The sequence below is a fragment of the uncultured Jatrophihabitans sp. genome, assembly GCF_964252635.1.
Lineage (GTDB): Bacteria > Actinomycetota > Actinomycetes > Mycobacteriales > Jatrophihabitantaceae > Jatrophihabitans.
Map to the genome: position 1 here is coordinate 1 of NZ_CAXUNP010000026.1, position 12,948 is coordinate 12,948.

The 12,948-nt window shown below is 72.6% G+C and carries 13 protein-coding genes; 7 read left to right on the forward strand and 6 right to left on the reverse strand.

What is annotated here, in order from left to right:
• From ACFFCA_RS12540 to rlmN, 3 genes are all read left to right on the forward strand, one after another.
• Positions 1 to 943, forward strand: a 943-nt coding sequence (locus tag ACFFCA_RS12540) for a phosphatidate cytidylyltransferase (protein WP_375485270.1), incomplete at its 5' end; no start/stop codon positions are given.
• 136 nt (positions 944 to 1,079) lie between these two features.
• On the forward strand, positions 1,080 to 1,487 hold the full coding sequence (locus tag ACFFCA_RS12545) for a hypothetical protein (protein ID WP_375485272.1): 408 nt from the start codon (positions 1,080 to 1,082) through the stop codon (positions 1,485 to 1,487).
• A 124-nt stretch (positions 1,488 to 1,611) separates the two neighbouring features.
• Positions 1,612 to 2,739: a 23S rRNA (adenine(2503)-C(2))-methyltransferase RlmN gene (rlmN, locus tag ACFFCA_RS12550; RefSeq protein ID WP_375485274.1), complete on the forward strand. Its 1,128-nt coding sequence runs from the start codon at positions 1,612 to 1,614 to the stop codon at positions 2,737 to 2,739.
• 133 nt (positions 2,740 to 2,872) lie between these two features.
• Here rlmN and ACFFCA_RS12555 read toward each other — a convergent pair whose 3' ends face one another.
• Complete coding sequence (locus tag ACFFCA_RS12555; protein ID WP_375485372.1) at positions 2,873 to 4,291, reverse strand: MFS transporter; 1,419 nt, start codon at positions 4,289 to 4,291, stop codon at positions 2,873 to 2,875.
• 227 nt (positions 4,292 to 4,518) lie between these two features.
• Between ACFFCA_RS12555 and ACFFCA_RS12560 the strand changes: the two genes are divergently transcribed.
• On the forward strand, positions 4,519 to 5,097 hold the full coding sequence (locus ACFFCA_RS12560; protein WP_375485276.1) for a TetR/AcrR family transcriptional regulator: 579 nt from the start codon (positions 4,519 to 4,521) through the stop codon (positions 5,095 to 5,097).
• Positions 5,098 to 5,109: 12 nt separating this feature from the next.
• Here ACFFCA_RS12560 and ACFFCA_RS12565 read toward each other — a convergent pair whose 3' ends face one another.
• The 4 genes from ACFFCA_RS12565 to ald form a co-directional block, all read right to left on the reverse strand.
• Complete coding sequence (locus ACFFCA_RS12565; protein WP_375485278.1) at positions 5,110 to 5,814, reverse strand: hypothetical protein; 705 nt, start codon at positions 5,812 to 5,814, stop codon at positions 5,110 to 5,112.
• A 62-nt stretch (positions 5,815 to 5,876) separates the two neighbouring features.
• Positions 5,877 to 6,518 carry a pyridoxamine 5'-phosphate oxidase family protein gene (locus tag ACFFCA_RS12570; protein WP_375485280.1) on the reverse strand — a complete coding sequence of 214 codons (642 nt, stop codon included), beginning with the start codon at positions 6,516 to 6,518 and terminating at the stop codon, positions 5,877 to 5,879.
• Positions 6,519 to 6,522: 4 nt separating this feature from the next.
• Positions 6,523 to 7,890 carry an NAD(P)/FAD-dependent oxidoreductase gene (locus ACFFCA_RS12575; protein ID WP_375485282.1) on the reverse strand — a complete coding sequence of 456 codons (1,368 nt, stop codon included), beginning with the start codon at positions 7,888 to 7,890 and terminating at the stop codon, positions 6,523 to 6,525.
• Between the two features lie 7 nt (positions 7,891 to 7,897).
• Positions 7,898 to 9,013 (reverse strand): alanine dehydrogenase, encoded by a 1,116-nt coding sequence (gene ald, locus ACFFCA_RS12580; RefSeq protein WP_375485284.1) that lies wholly within the window; start codon positions 9,011 to 9,013, stop codon positions 7,898 to 7,900.
• A gap of 91 nt (positions 9,014 to 9,104) precedes the next feature.
• Between ald and ACFFCA_RS12585 the strand changes: the two genes are divergently transcribed.
• Positions 9,105 to 9,614, forward strand: a complete 510-nt coding sequence (locus ACFFCA_RS12585) for an Lrp/AsnC family transcriptional regulator (protein ID WP_375485286.1) — start codon at positions 9,105 to 9,107, stop codon at positions 9,612 to 9,614.
• A gap of 24 nt (positions 9,615 to 9,638) precedes the next feature.
• On the opposite strand, the gene ACFFCA_RS12590 is transcribed toward ACFFCA_RS12585, so the two are convergent.
• A complete protein-coding gene (locus ACFFCA_RS12590; RefSeq protein ID WP_375485288.1) occupies positions 9,639 to 10,499 on the reverse strand; it encodes a hypothetical protein in 861 nt (286 codons plus the stop codon).
• A 123-nt stretch (positions 10,500 to 10,622) separates the two neighbouring features.
• Between ACFFCA_RS12590 and ACFFCA_RS12595 the strand changes: the two genes are divergently transcribed.
• The gene (locus tag ACFFCA_RS12595) at positions 10,623 to 11,210 is read left to right on the forward strand and encodes a DUF2231 domain-containing protein (protein WP_375485290.1); all 588 of its coding nucleotides are present in this window, start codon (positions 10,623 to 10,625) and stop codon (positions 11,208 to 11,210) included.
• A gap of 78 nt (positions 11,211 to 11,288) precedes the next feature.
• Positions 11,289 to 12,911, forward strand: coding sequence for an esterase-like activity of phytase family protein (locus ACFFCA_RS12600; protein WP_375485292.1), 1,623 nt, complete (start codon positions 11,289 to 11,291; stop codon positions 12,909 to 12,911).
• The last annotated feature ends 37 nt before the right edge of the window (positions 12,912 to 12,948 follow it).

A 12,948-nucleotide genomic window follows, 5' to 3' on the forward strand; every position in this document is an offset into this window, starting at 1 on the left:
GGCCCCGGTCAGTCTCGAGCGCGCGACGCGGCCTCGCACGCCCGCCCAGGCTGCCCGCGCCACGCGCACCGCCGCCCGCGCATCCGCGACGCCGCGCGAGCGCCCTGCCGATCCCGCTCCGCCGACGCCGCCCCCGTCACGAGCGGGCCGCAACCTGCCCGCGGCGATCGGCGTCGGCGCCGGCCTCGGTGCGCTGATCATCGGCACGCTGTTCATCTGGCGGCCGGCGTTCGCGGTCGTCGCCGGCCTGGCGGTGCTCTACGGCTGCTACGAGCTGTCGAGGGCGCTGTCGAACGCGCACATCCGCATCACCCTGTTGCCGTTGCTCGTGGGCAGCGCGGCCATGCTCGTCGCCGCCTGGGAGCGCGGCCCGAGCGGCCTGGTGCTCGGAGCCCTCGTCACCGTGCTCGCCGTCGTGGTCTGGCGCCTGGGTGACGGCGCCGACGGTTACGCCCGCGACGTCGGGGCCTCCACGCTCGTCGTGCTCTACCTGCCGCTGCTGGCCGGGTTCGCGGTGCTCCTCGCCCACCCCCACGACGGCGCGGCCCGGGTGCTGGCCTTCGTCGCCACCGTGGTGTGCAGTGACACTGGCGGCTACGCGACGGGTGTGCTGTTCGGCAGGCACCCCCTGGCGCCGGTGATCTCCAAGGGCAAGACGTGGGAGGGCTTCGCCGGCTCGGTGCTCGCGTGCTCGGGCGCCGGGGTGCTGTTCATGGTGTTCACGTTCCATCACGAGTGGTGGAAGGGGCTGCTGTTCGGCCTGGCCGTCGTCGTCACCGCGACCCTCGGCGACCTCGGGGAATCCATGATCAAACGTGACGTCGGCATCAAGGACATGGGCGCGCTGCTGCCCGGGCACGGCGGCGTCATGGACCGCCTGGACTCGCTGCTGCCGTGCGCCGCCGTCGCCTACCTGGTGCTCTCGGGGTTCGCACCTGTCTGAGCGCGTCGGCGCCGCCGCCGTCGTCGCACGCGTCGCCGCCCTGCCCCCGGGTACCCGCTTCGTCGGCATCGACGGCTTCGGCGGCGCGGGCAAGAGCACGCTGGCCGCGCGCGTCGCGGCTGCCGTCCCGCGGGCCGTGGTCGTGCACACCGACGACCTCCAGGGTCACGGCGTCGACGAGTGGGACTGGCCGGCGCTGCACCGCGACGTGGTCGAACCGCTGACCCGGGGGCGCGCGGCGCGCTACACCGTCCGTCACTGGGGGGAGCGTGCAGCGTCGGGCACCGTCGACGTCGCCACGGCCTCCATCGTGGTGGTCGAGGGCGTGTCCGCCACCCGCCGCGAGGCGCTGGTCCCGTGGGACCTGACCGTGTGGGTCGACGCTCCGGAGACCCTTCGGCGGGCCCGTACCGCCGGCCGCGACGACGCCGCGACGCAGGAGATCTGGCGCAGCACGTGGATCCCGCAGGAGCAGGCCTACGCCGCGCGCGAGCGTCCGTGGCAGCGCGTCGACCTGATCGTCGACGGCACCGAGCACCGCTGACCCCGATGCCTCGAGTGGTCACGTGGGCCGCGAGTGGTCACTCACAGCTGACCACTGGGCGCACAAGTGACCACTCGGCGACGTGGTTCGCGGTGCGACGGCGATCGGGGACAATGGAACGGCCATGACTCTGCTCCCGCTCGTCTTCGAGGCCCCCCGCCGGGGCAAGCCGCCACGTCACCTCGCCGATCTCGACCGCGACGGCCTGCGGGCCGCCGTTCGCGACCTCGGGCTGCCGGCCTTCCGGGCCGACCAGCTCGCCCGCCACTACTACGCGCGGTTCGAGAACGACGCGGCCACCATGACCGACCTGCCGGCGGCCGCCCGCGAGGCCGTCGGCGACGCCCTGCTGCCCACCCTGCTCACCGAGGTGCGGCGCAGCGAGACCGACGACGGCATGACGCGCAAGACCCTGTGGCGGCTGCACGACGGCGCGCTGGTCGAGAGCGTGCTCATGCGCTACCCGTCCCGGCAGACCGCGACCGGCGAGACCCGCGAGCGCATCACGGTCTGCATCTCCAGCCAGGCCGGCTGTGGCATGGCCTGCCCGTTCTGCGCCACCGGCCAGGGCGGCCTGACCCGCAACCTGTCGGCCGCCGAGATCGTCGACCAGGTGCGGATCGCGGCCGCAGCCGCCGCGGGTGGCGAGCTGGGCGGCGATACCGGTCGGCTCTCGAACGTGGTGTTCATGGGCATGGGCGAGCCGTTAGCCAATTACGGGCGGGTCGCCGCGGCCCTGCACCGCATCATCGATCCCGCGCCCGCTGGCTTCGGGCTGTCGCGCCGCTCGGTGACGGTGTCGACGGTCGGCCTCGTCCCCGCCGTCAACCGGCTGGTGCTCGAGGAGCTCGACGTCACCCTGGCGGTCTCGTTGCACGCGCCGGACGACGAGCTGCGCGACACCCTGGTGCCCGTCAACAACCGGTGGAAGGTCGAGGAGGTGCTCGGCGCCGCGGACGAGTACGCCGCCCGCACCGGCCGCCGCTACTCGATCGAGTACGCGATGATCCGCGACGTGAACGACCAGCCCTGGCGCGCGGACCTGCTCGCCGACGTGCTCACCGGACGCCTCGCGCACGTCAACCTCATCCCGCTGAACCCGACGCCGGGCTCGCAGTGGGACGCCTCGCCGAAACGCGTCGAGCGCGAGTTCGTGCGCCGCCTCGAGGCCGGCGGGGTGTCGGTCACCGTGCGCGACACGCGCGGCCGCGACATCGACGGCGCCTGCGGTCAGCTCGCCGCGACTCCCTAGCGGCGGGCGACGACCGACAGCAGCGCTCGACGGGCTGCGGGACGCGGCCGGCGACCGCGCCGGCCCGCGCGCACGACCGCCCCCTCCTGCCGGTCGGGCCCGGCGGGAGGGGGCGGTCAGCGACGTCGGGCGATTACTCGGCAGCCACCAGGGCGGGTGCCGGCTGCTGCTCGTCGGTGGTCACCGGCGTCGCGGGCGGCGCCTTCGGGCTGCGCATGACGAAGGTGACGAGCAACCAGGTGGCGGTCAGGAACGCGGTCGCCATCCAGAACGACCGGTCGGCCGCGTGGGTGTAGACCCGGCGGGCCGCCTCGGCGGGCGACAACCCCGCGGGCAGGTCGCGCTGCTCGGCCTTGCTGGCTGCGCCGAACACGGTGACGAGCACGGCGAGGCCCAGCGAGCCGCCCACCTGCTGCATGACGTTGACGAGACCGGACGCCGCACCGGCGTCCTGCGGTGCCACGCCCTCGAGCGCGGCACTGGTCAGCGGCACGAAGGCCAGGCCGTTGCCCAGACCGAAGACGAGCAGCGGACCGACGAGCGAGCCGTAACCGCTGTGTTCGCCGAGCTGGGTCAACCAGAGCATGCCGAGGGTGGAGAAGGTGATGCCCACGATCATCAGCGGCTTGGGGCCGACGAGCTCGACGAGCCAGCGGGCGCTGACCTGCGAGGCCACGAACACCACCGCGGTGAGCGGCACGAACGCGAACCCGGTCTTCAGGTCGCTGTAGCCGAGCACGCCGCGCAGGAACTGGGTGAGGAAGAAGAACATCCCCATCATCCCCGCGACGAGGAGCAGCCGGGCCACGTAGGAACTGGACCGGTTCCGGTCGGCGAACAGCCGCAGCGGGGTGATCGGAGCCTCGGCGCGCAGCTCGGTGAAGATGAACGCAGCGAGCAGGAGCGCCCCGACCGCGAACGAGCCGATGGTCTCGGCGTCGCCCCACCCGTCCGAGGCGGCGTGCACGAAGCCGTAGACGAGCGCGGTCATGCCCAGCGTCGAGGTCAGGGCACCGGCGAGGTCGAACTTGCCGGTCGAGCGCTGGGTCTCGGGCAGGGTCGGCCGGGCCAGGACGAGCAGGACGGCGCCGATGGGGACGTTGACGAAGAAGACCCACCGCCAGGACGCCCACTCCGAGAGCATGCCGCCGGCGATCAGGCCGAGCGCGCTGCCGCCGATGGACACCGCCGTGTAGTAGCCGATGGCTCGGGTGCGCTCGCGCGAACCGGTGAACATGGTCATCAGCAGGGCGAGCGCGGAGGGCGAGGCCAGCGCGCCGCCGATGCCCTGGATGGCGCGGGCGGCCAGCAGTTCGCCCGGGTTCTGGGCGAAGCCGCCCGCCAGCGAGGCCAGGGTGAACAGGGCGATGCCGGCCAGGAACACGCGGCGGCGCCCGAGCAGGTCGCCGGCGCGGGCGCCGAGCAGCAGCAGGCCGCCGAAGGTGAGGGTGTAGGCGTTGACGACCCAGGACAGCCCGGACGTCGAGAAGCCGAGATCGCCCTTGATGTCCTGCAGGGCGATGTTCACGATCGTCGCGTCGAGCACGACCATCAGCTGACAGGTCAGGATGAGCGCCAGCACCAGGCCGGGGTGGCCGTGTGGCAGGCGTGGTCGGCGGCTCCGCGGGCCAGCCGCGGGGTTCCCGCCGGAGCGGTGGGTGGTGGATACAGTCACGAGCGATACCTCGGAACGCGTAGTAGCATTGTTGAAACGGAAGGGCCCTCCGAATAACTTACGGAGGCATCCTCCGTTTCGCAAGTTCATCTCGGGAGGCCGGTGTGTCGAGCACGGTGAAGCCGCAGCGTGCCGATGCGCGCCGCAACCGTGATCTGCTGCTCGCGAAGGCCGGCGAGCTGTTCGAGCAGCACGGCGTCGAGACGTCGCTGGAGGAGATCGCCCGTCAGGCGGGCGTCGGCATCGGCACCCTGTACCGGCACTACCCGACCCGGAACGACCTGATCGCGGCCGTCTACCGCCGCGAGGTCGAGATCCTGAGCGACAGCGTGGAGCCGTTGCGCGCCGAGCACGACCCGGTCACCGCGCTGTCCATGTGGATGCGCTCGTTCGCCGTCTACGTGGCCCGCAAGCGGGGGATGGCCACCGCCCTGAAGTCGATGGTGGGCGCCGACTCCGAGCTGTTCCGCGACAGTCGCGAACGCATCGAGACGGCCATCACCACCCTGGTGCGGGCAGCGGTTGACACCGGGGAGATCCGCTCCGACGTCGAGCCCATGGACCTGTTGCGTGGCATGAGCGGCATCTGTATGGCCGGCGACGCACCGGGTGCGCCCGAGCGCACCGCGCGCCTGGTCGACCTGTTGCTCGACGGCATGCGGTACGGCGCCACGACCGTCTGAACGGGTCGCCGATCAGCAGCATCCCGGGCGCGCGCAGAGCGTGCGCCGCAGCGCGGTGGCGAGCTCGTCGGCGTCCCCGGCGGGCCGCGGAAAACCGAGCTGCGCCCGGTGGCCGCCGTCCGTGTCGAGCCAGTCCAGTACGGCACCGTCGGCCCTGACCTCGACCAGCTGCGCCTCGAGGATCTCGCCGAGCGGGACACCGGCACGAGCCGCGGCGCATGCCCGGAGCCGGTTGGCGTGCCCGGTGTTGGTGTGCACCCGCATGGTCTCCGCGACCTCGATGAGGGTCGCCGCGTTCGCGCCGTACACCTCCAGCGGGACGCGGCAGGTCACCACCGTCGGCGACGCCGGGTCGTCGATCTCGACCACGATCGACACGAGCTGCAACTCCACGACGATCAGGTTGTCCTCGGCGGCCCGGGTCGCCAGAGGACCGGTCCCGAGCGCGAGGTGCCCGGCGAAGATCACCGACCCGGTGACCACGTCGGACCCGACGGGCACGCCGACATCGAGGACGGCGGGGCGGCGGGCCGCGGCGGCCACGGCGATCGACGAGCCGGGCGCGCAGGTGAACCGTGGCCGGCCGTCGTGGTCGGCAAGCAGGACGTGGCCGGGGTGCGGCGCCACCCGACCGATCCCCTCGACGAGCAGGGTGGCGGTGTGCGCGTCGGCGAGGGCGCGTCGCGCCTGTCGGGCAAGCGTGGCCGGGTCGGGCATGCGGTCCTCCGCGGGGTCGAGTTAGGCAACCCTAACCTATCGACCCCGGGCCTCGAACACGGTCAGGACAGCCCCCGCACCGACGGCGGCACGGCAATGCCGTCGCGCAGATCCGGCGCGGGCCGCGGGCTGCCCCACCCGGCGGTGCGCGGGACGACACCGGCCCACGCGTCGCCCGCCACGTCGTCGTCCGGGTCGTCCGGCCAGTCCGCGGAGACCTTGAGCGACCACCGCTCGATCGGCAGGGTCAGGACGACCGTGGCCGCCAGCTCGCGGTCGGTCGGGCGGCGCACCTCGGCCGTCCGTCCGGGCAGCAGCGCCTCGGTGACCACGTCGAGGGCGTCGGTGGCCTCGCCGCCGGTCAGCCTCGTCCAGCGACCGAACAACATCGCGCTGCGGTAGTGCATGGAGGACTCGAACGCCGAACGGGCCACCACGAGGCCGTCGAGCGCGGTCACGGCCAGGCAGCTGTCGGCGCCGCCGGCCAGCGCGCGCAGCCACGGCGAGCCGGTCGAGCCGTGGGTGAGCACCCGGTCGCCGTCGCGGACGACGAGCGTGGGCAGGGTGACCGGGTGGCCGTCGACGACCAGCGCGACGTGCCCGACCTGCACGGAGTCGAGCAGCTCGTCGAGCTGCGCCCGGTCTGTGCTCGCCTTCTCCCGCAGGCGGGTCGGGGTGGTGGCCGGGCCGGGGGAGTCGTTCACGGGCTCACCGCCCGATGAGCGTATTGACCGTCGACGCGATCCGGGACGGACGCTGGGTGCGTCGCTCGGCCCGGTCGGCCCAGGTCATCGCCGCCAGCCCGAGGTTGGCCCCCGCCCAGCGCAGCGGCTCGGGCTCCCACGAGCGGGAGCGGTGGTTGACCCAGGGCAGCGCGGTGAGTTCCGTCGTACGGCCGGTGATGAGGTCGGCGAGGGTGCGTCCCGCGAGGTTGGTCGTCGACACCCCGTCGCCGACGTAACCCCCGGCCCACGCGTAGCCGGTGGCGGGGTCGAGGCCGACGGACGGTTCCCAGTCGCGGGTGATGCCCAGCGGGCCGCCCCAGCGGTGGGTGATGCGCGCCGAGCGGGTCACCGGGAACAGCTCGTGCAGGGTCTCGCGCAGCGCGTCGAAGACCCGCGGCACCCGGTCGTAGCCGGGTTGGATGCGCGACGCGAAGTGGTACGGCGCGCCGCGTCCGCCGAACACCAGCCGGCCGTCCGCGCTGCGCTGGCCGTAGATGATCAGGTGCCGGTAGTCGCTGAACGTCTCGCGCTCGGCCAGCCCGATGTCGGCCCACACGCTGTCCGGCAGGGGCTCGGTGGCGACGACCAGGGAGTAGACCGGGGCCAGCGCGCGGCGGTGGCCGGGCAGCCGCGCGGTGTACCCCTCGGTGGCGCGCACGACCGTCCCGGCGCGCACCGAGCCGTGTGCGGTGCGGACGAGATGTGGCTCGACCGACGTCACCGAGCTCTGTTCGGCGATGTGCGCGCCGCGGGCCTCGACGGCGCGGGCCAAACCACGCACGAGCGCGGCGGGCTGCAAGGCGGCGCAGTGTGGTGTGTATGTACCGCCGACCACGTCGGTGGCGTTGAGGCGGGCACGGGTCTGCGTCGCGTCGAGCAGGTCCATGTCGAGGCCGAACTCGACGCTCTCGTCGTGCTCGGCCCGCGCCCGTGCGAGCTGGGGTTCGGAACGGGCGGCGACGACCGTGCCCCCGCGCGCGATGTGGGCCTCGATGCCCTCGCGCGCAGCGACCCGCTCGACCTCGGCGACCGCGCTGCGCATGGCCAGGTACTGCGCCAGCGCGCCGTCGCGGCCGACGTCGGCGACGAGCTTGTCGATGGGTACGGGGTACAGCGCCGAGCACCAGCCGCCGTTGCGCCCGGAGGCGCCGAACCCGGCGATCTCCTTCTCCAGCACCACGATCCGCAGGTCGGGGTCGCGTTCCTGCAGGTAGTAGGCCGTCCAGAGCCCGGTGAGACCGGCACCCACGATCGCGACGTCCGCCTCGACGTCACCGCTGAGCGCAGCCCGCGGCGTCAGCGGTTCGGTGAGCTGGTCGAACCAGAGCGAGACGTCGCGGTAGTCGGGCATACCGGGGTCAGACCAGGACGTCGGTGACCGGCACCGCGTCGTAGCCGTGGGCCTGGGCCACCGGCGCGTTGAGCAGCTGGCCCTCGTGGGTGTTCAGGCCGAGCGCCAGGGCGGCGTCGCCGCGCAGGGCGTCGCGCCAGCCGCGGTCGGCGAGCTCGACGGCGTAGGGCAGCGTGACGTTGGTCAAGGCGTACGTCGACGTGTGCGGGACGGCGCCCGGCATGTTCGCGACGCAGTAGAACACCGAGTCGTGCACGCGATAGGTCGGTTCGGCGTGGGTGGTCGGGTGCGAGTCCTCGAAGCACCCGCCCTGGTCGATCGAGATGTCGACGAGCACGGAACCCGGCTTCATCCGCGAGACCAGGTCGTTGCTGATCAGCGTCGGGGCCTTTGCGCCCGGGACGAGTACCGCGCCGATGACCAGGTCGGCGTCGAGCACGGCCCGCTCGACCTCGTAGGCGTTGGATGCGACGGTCTGGCAGTGACCCTGGTAGATGGCGTCGACCTGGCGCAGCCGCGACACGTTCTTGTCGAGCAGCAGTACCTCGGCCTGCATGCCGAGCGCGATCGCGGCCGCGTTGACGCCGGAGACGCCGGCGCCGATGACGACGACTTTGGCCGCGTACACACCGGGCACGCCGCCCATCAGGGTGCCGCGGCCACCGCCCTGGGCCATGAGGTGGTACGAGCCGACCTGTGGGGCCAGGCGACCGGCGACCTCGGACATCGGGGCGAGCAGCGGCAGCGAGCCGTCCGGCAGCTGGACGGTCTCGTAAGCGATCCCGGTGGTGCCGGCGGCGAGCAGCGCGTCCGTGCAGGGCTTGTTCGCGGCGAGGTGCAGGTAGGTGAACAGGACCTGGTCCTTGCGCATGCGCTGGTATTCCTCGGCCATCGGCTCCTTGACCTTGAGGACCAGCTCGGCGTCGCCCCACACGTCGTCGGCGGTGGGCGCGATCGTGGCGCCCGCCTCGACGAACGCCGAGTCGGGGATCGCCGAACCGACCCCGGCCTCGGCCTCGATGACGACCTGGTGGCCGTGCCGGACGAACTCGTGCACGCCGGCCGGGGTGATGGCCACCCGGAACTCGTTGTTCTTGACCTCGCGGGGAATGCCGACCTTCATTACGTCTCCAGGGTGTCCGGGTGGCCCTCAGAATGAAGGAATGCCATGCCGAACCGCCAGGCGGCTGAACAAGATTCTGTAAGTTGGGCGCATGCCTGCTGATCGTGCGACTCCGCCCGCCACGTTCGCGTCTGCCTCGAACTTCGTTCGGTCCCTCGACGACGTCGATCGCCGCCTGCTGCGTGCCCTCGCCGCGGACGCGCGGATGCCGAACAACGCGCTGGCCGAGCAGGCCGGGGTCGCGCCGTCCACCTGCCTGGGCCGGGTGCGGGCCCTGCGCGAGAGCGGCGTCATCCGCGGCTACCACGCCGACATCGACCCGGGAGCGCTCGGCCGCCCCATCCAGGCAATGATCTCGGTGCGCCTGCAGTCCCACGCGCGCGGGCACATCCCCGACTTCATGGCCCGCATCGCCGAGCTGCCCGAGGTGCTCAACGTGTTCTTCCTCGGCGGCGCCGACGACTTCTACGTACACATCGCGGCCTCGGGCACCGAGAACCTGCGCGACTTCGTCGTCGTCAACCTCAGCGGCAACCCTGACGTCGCGCTGACCGAGACCAACCTGATCTTCGAGCACGTACGCGCCGGGCTCGAGCACTGAGCCGTACGCGTCGGCGTCAGTCGATCAGCGGTTGGCGAACACCCCGTCGGGCCAGGCGCCGTTGGCGGCGAGCTGCCGCGAGAACGCCGTGCCCAGCTCGACCACCCGCCCGGTGCGTTCGGCGCCGAGGTGCGTCCACGGCGCGGCCGAGAGGCGGTCGGTGGTGCGCTCGACCGAGTCGCGCAGGGCGACGCCGCCCGCGGTGAGGCCGGAGCCGTCGAGGATGCCGCGATCACGCAGCGCGTCGACGCACGTGTTCCACTCGTCCTCGGACCACCCCCGCGAGGCCTTGGCGGCCGGCTCGGTGAACCCGTGGCCGGTGGCGCAGTGCGTGATCAGGGCCTCGAGGCCGGACAGCTCGCCGTCGAGCAGCGCGGCGAGGTGCCCGTCGCCCCGGAACTCGCGCAGCAGGGTGGCCGCGTGCCACAGCACCAGATGCGGCGCGTCGGGCCACGGCAGCTCGGTGTGCGCGGCGAACAACGGTCGGCCGTGCGCGGGCAGGTCCTCGGTCGCGGCTCGGGTCAGTGCGGCCAGCTCGCCGAGCTCGGGCGCGTCGACGGCGTCGCCCAGCAGCCGGCGCAGGGCTCGGTCGACGGCGGTGTACCGCGCGGCAAGCACGTCGTCGGTCGAGGCGAGCGTCCAGGCCCTCGGGATGTTGTGGGCGACCAGGCCCGGGTGGAAGTTGTAGAAGGTGGCGGTGACGACCCCTGGGGACACCGGGCCCATGGCGGCCGATCGGCTCGCGAAGTACCCCATCCGTCCCCGCTTGAGCCCGACGCGCTGGTACTCCTCGTCGGCCTCGGGTGCGAAATAGATCATCGCGTGCAGGGATTCGAGGGCGCGGTTCGCGCGGCCGGCCGCGCCGGCGCCGGAGAAGTCGGTCACGCAGGCACCCTAGCCAGGCCCGCGGCCACCTGTGAGGACGCCCGGGTGGTGAACCAGGCACGGCGGAGATCCGTTCTACTGTCTGTACGACAAGTCGAGTAGTACCAACTACGGAGGCTCGAGATGCCCGTCACGATCGGTGGGCTGCCCGCCCATGTCCTGCTCGTCCACGCCGTGGTCGTGTTGCTGCCCCTCGCCGCGATCATGCTCGTGGTCGGCGTGCTGTGGCCCACCGCGCGCCGCAAGTTCGGTGTGCTGACCCCGCTGCTCGCCCTGGTGGGCCTCGCCCTGGTGCCGGTGACCACGCACGCCGGCGAGTGGCTCGAGGGTCGTCTGCCGCACAGCAGGGCCATCGAGCATCACGCCGACCTCGGCGACCAGCTGCTGCCGTGGGCCGCCGGGTTGTTCGTCATGGCGGCGGCGGTGTGGTGGGTCGGTCGGCGTCGGGAGCTGCTGTGGCGGCGGCCGGCCGATGACGATCACGAGGCCGACCGGCACGACGCGGACGCACCCGCGTCCGGCTCGGGCGGAACGGCCACCATGACGCGCAAGGCCGAAGCCCCGACGCTGGCCGTGGCACCACTGTGGCTGACCGCGGTCCTGACCGTGCTGTCCATCGCCGTCGCGGTAGGCGTGTCGATTATGCTGTACCGGATCGGCGACTCCGGAGCGCACGCGGTCTGGAACGGCGTGGGCAGCTCCGGCCGTTGACGATCCGCGGGTCGACATTCACCCGGCGGCCAACCATGCGTCGCCCGCCGGCCACCCGCCGGGTCGAGCGTGCTGGGCATGACACGTCGCCGCACCCGTACCGCTCTGTCCCTGACGGCCGCCGCCGTGGCCTGCGCCGTCCTCGCCGGAACCGCGGTGGCGTCCGCGCAGCCGTCCCGCCACGGCGCCCGCGCCGACGGCGACAGCTACCGGGTGCAGTCCGGCCGGACCCTGACCGTGGGCGGCTCGGGGGTGCTGCGCAACGACCACGGCGACCTCACCACCGTCGTGCGGCACACCCCCACCGAGCACGGCACGCTCGACCTGCATTCCGACGGGTCGTTCAGCTACACGCCGCAGGCCGGCTTCACGGGTACCGACTCGTTCTCCTACGGCACGTCGGACGCCGTGAGCCTGTACCGCACCGCGCTGCCGCCGCTGGCCACCATCGGTGGGGTCAAGATCACCGGCGGCGCCTACGGTTCCTCGTTCACGGCCAGGCCCGGCAGCACGACCGTCTTCTACGGCCTGACCGACCGCGGGCCGAACGCAGACGGCCCGAACGGGACGAAGGTCGAGCCGCTGCCCGACTTCGACCCGGCGATCGGTGAGTTCCGTCTGACGCACGGGAAGGCGACGCTGCTGCGCCGCATCCCGCTGCATGCTGCCGACGGCACCGCCTACAACGGGCAGGTCAACTGCGCGGCGAGCACCGGCGAGACCATCACCGACCTCGACGGCAAGGTGCTGCCGTGCACCGACACCGGCTACGACCCCGAGGGGCTGGTGGCCCTGCCGGACGGGACGTTCTGGGTGTCGGACGAGTACGGGCCGTTCATCACCCACTTCGACCGCACCGGCCGGCAGATCGGCCGGTTGTCCCCGTTCGACCACTCGCTGCCGCGCGAGCTCGCCAACCGGGTGCCGAACAAGGGCATGGAGGGACTGACGATCACGCCCGACGGCCACACTCTCGTCGGCATCATGCAGTCGGCGCTGCAGCAGCCCGACCTCACCAAGAAGCCGGGCAACGTCCCGGCGCTGCGCATCGTCACCGTCGACCTGCGCACCTACGCCGAGCACGAGTACGTGTACCTGCTCGACGACCCGGCCACCACCAGCTCGGCGGTCAGCGAGATCACCGCGCTGTCCGACCACACCTTCGTGGTCGACGAGCGCGACGGGAACGTCGAGCCCGGCGCGTTCAAGAAGCTGTACGTGGCCGACCTGCGCGGTGCCACCGACATCGGCCCGTCGGCCGCGGTGAGCGGCGCGAGCTACGACGCCACCAAGGGCGGGCTGCTCGTCGGGGGCAGGACGGTCGAGGCCCTGGTCGGCAAGGCGACCACGGCCGAGGCGGCGACGACCCTGGCCGGCGCGCACATCACGCCGGCGAGCAAGACGCTGGATGTCGACCTCGGTGGTCTGGTGACCCGTCTGGACCCGACCGGGGGGTTCTTCGGCCACGACAAGGTCGAAGGGGTGGCGGCGCTCGACCACGGGCGCACGCTGGTCGTCAGCAACGACAACGACTTCGGCATCGACGGCCTGAGCAACGATGCGCCGCCGTTCCGGCTGCACGCCAAGATCCTGCCGAACGGTCAGCAGGACGACGGCGAGTACCTCGCGGTACGCACCGACCGCGTCGACGACCCGGTGCTCACCGCGACCGTGACGATCCGGGTGACACCCGCCCGCTGACGCGTGCCCTCGACCGATGATCGCCCCTGCCGGCCGG

Coding starts and splice junctions, on each gene's coding strand:
- ACFFCA_RS12555 (WP_375485372.1), bottom strand. CDS start 4,291: ATGGTCGTGCTCGACGCGACGATCGTGAACATCGCCCTGCAGGACATC.
- ACFFCA_RS12565 (WP_375485278.1), bottom strand. CDS start 5,814: ATGCCCGACCCGGCCACGCTTGCCCGACAGGCGCGACGCGCCCTCGCC.
- ald (WP_375485284.1), bottom strand. CDS start 9,013: ATGAAGGTCGGCATTCCCCGCGAGGTCAAGAACAACGAGTTCCGGGTG.
- ACFFCA_RS12575 (WP_375485282.1), bottom strand. CDS start 7,890: ATGCCCGACTACCGCGACGTCTCGCTCTGGTTCGACCAGCTCACCGAA.
- ACFFCA_RS12585 (WP_375485286.1), top strand. CDS start 9,105: ATGCCTGCTGATCGTGCGACTCCGCCCGCCACGTTCGCGTCTGCCTCG.
- rlmN (WP_375485274.1), top strand. CDS start 1,612: ATGACTCTGCTCCCGCTCGTCTTCGAGGCCCCCCGCCGGGGCAAGCCG.
- ACFFCA_RS12600 (WP_375485292.1), top strand. CDS start 11,289: ATGACACGTCGCCGCACCCGTACCGCTCTGTCCCTGACGGCCGCCGCC.
- ACFFCA_RS12595 (WP_375485290.1), top strand. CDS start 10,623: ATGCCCGTCACGATCGGTGGGCTGCCCGCCCATGTCCTGCTCGTCCAC.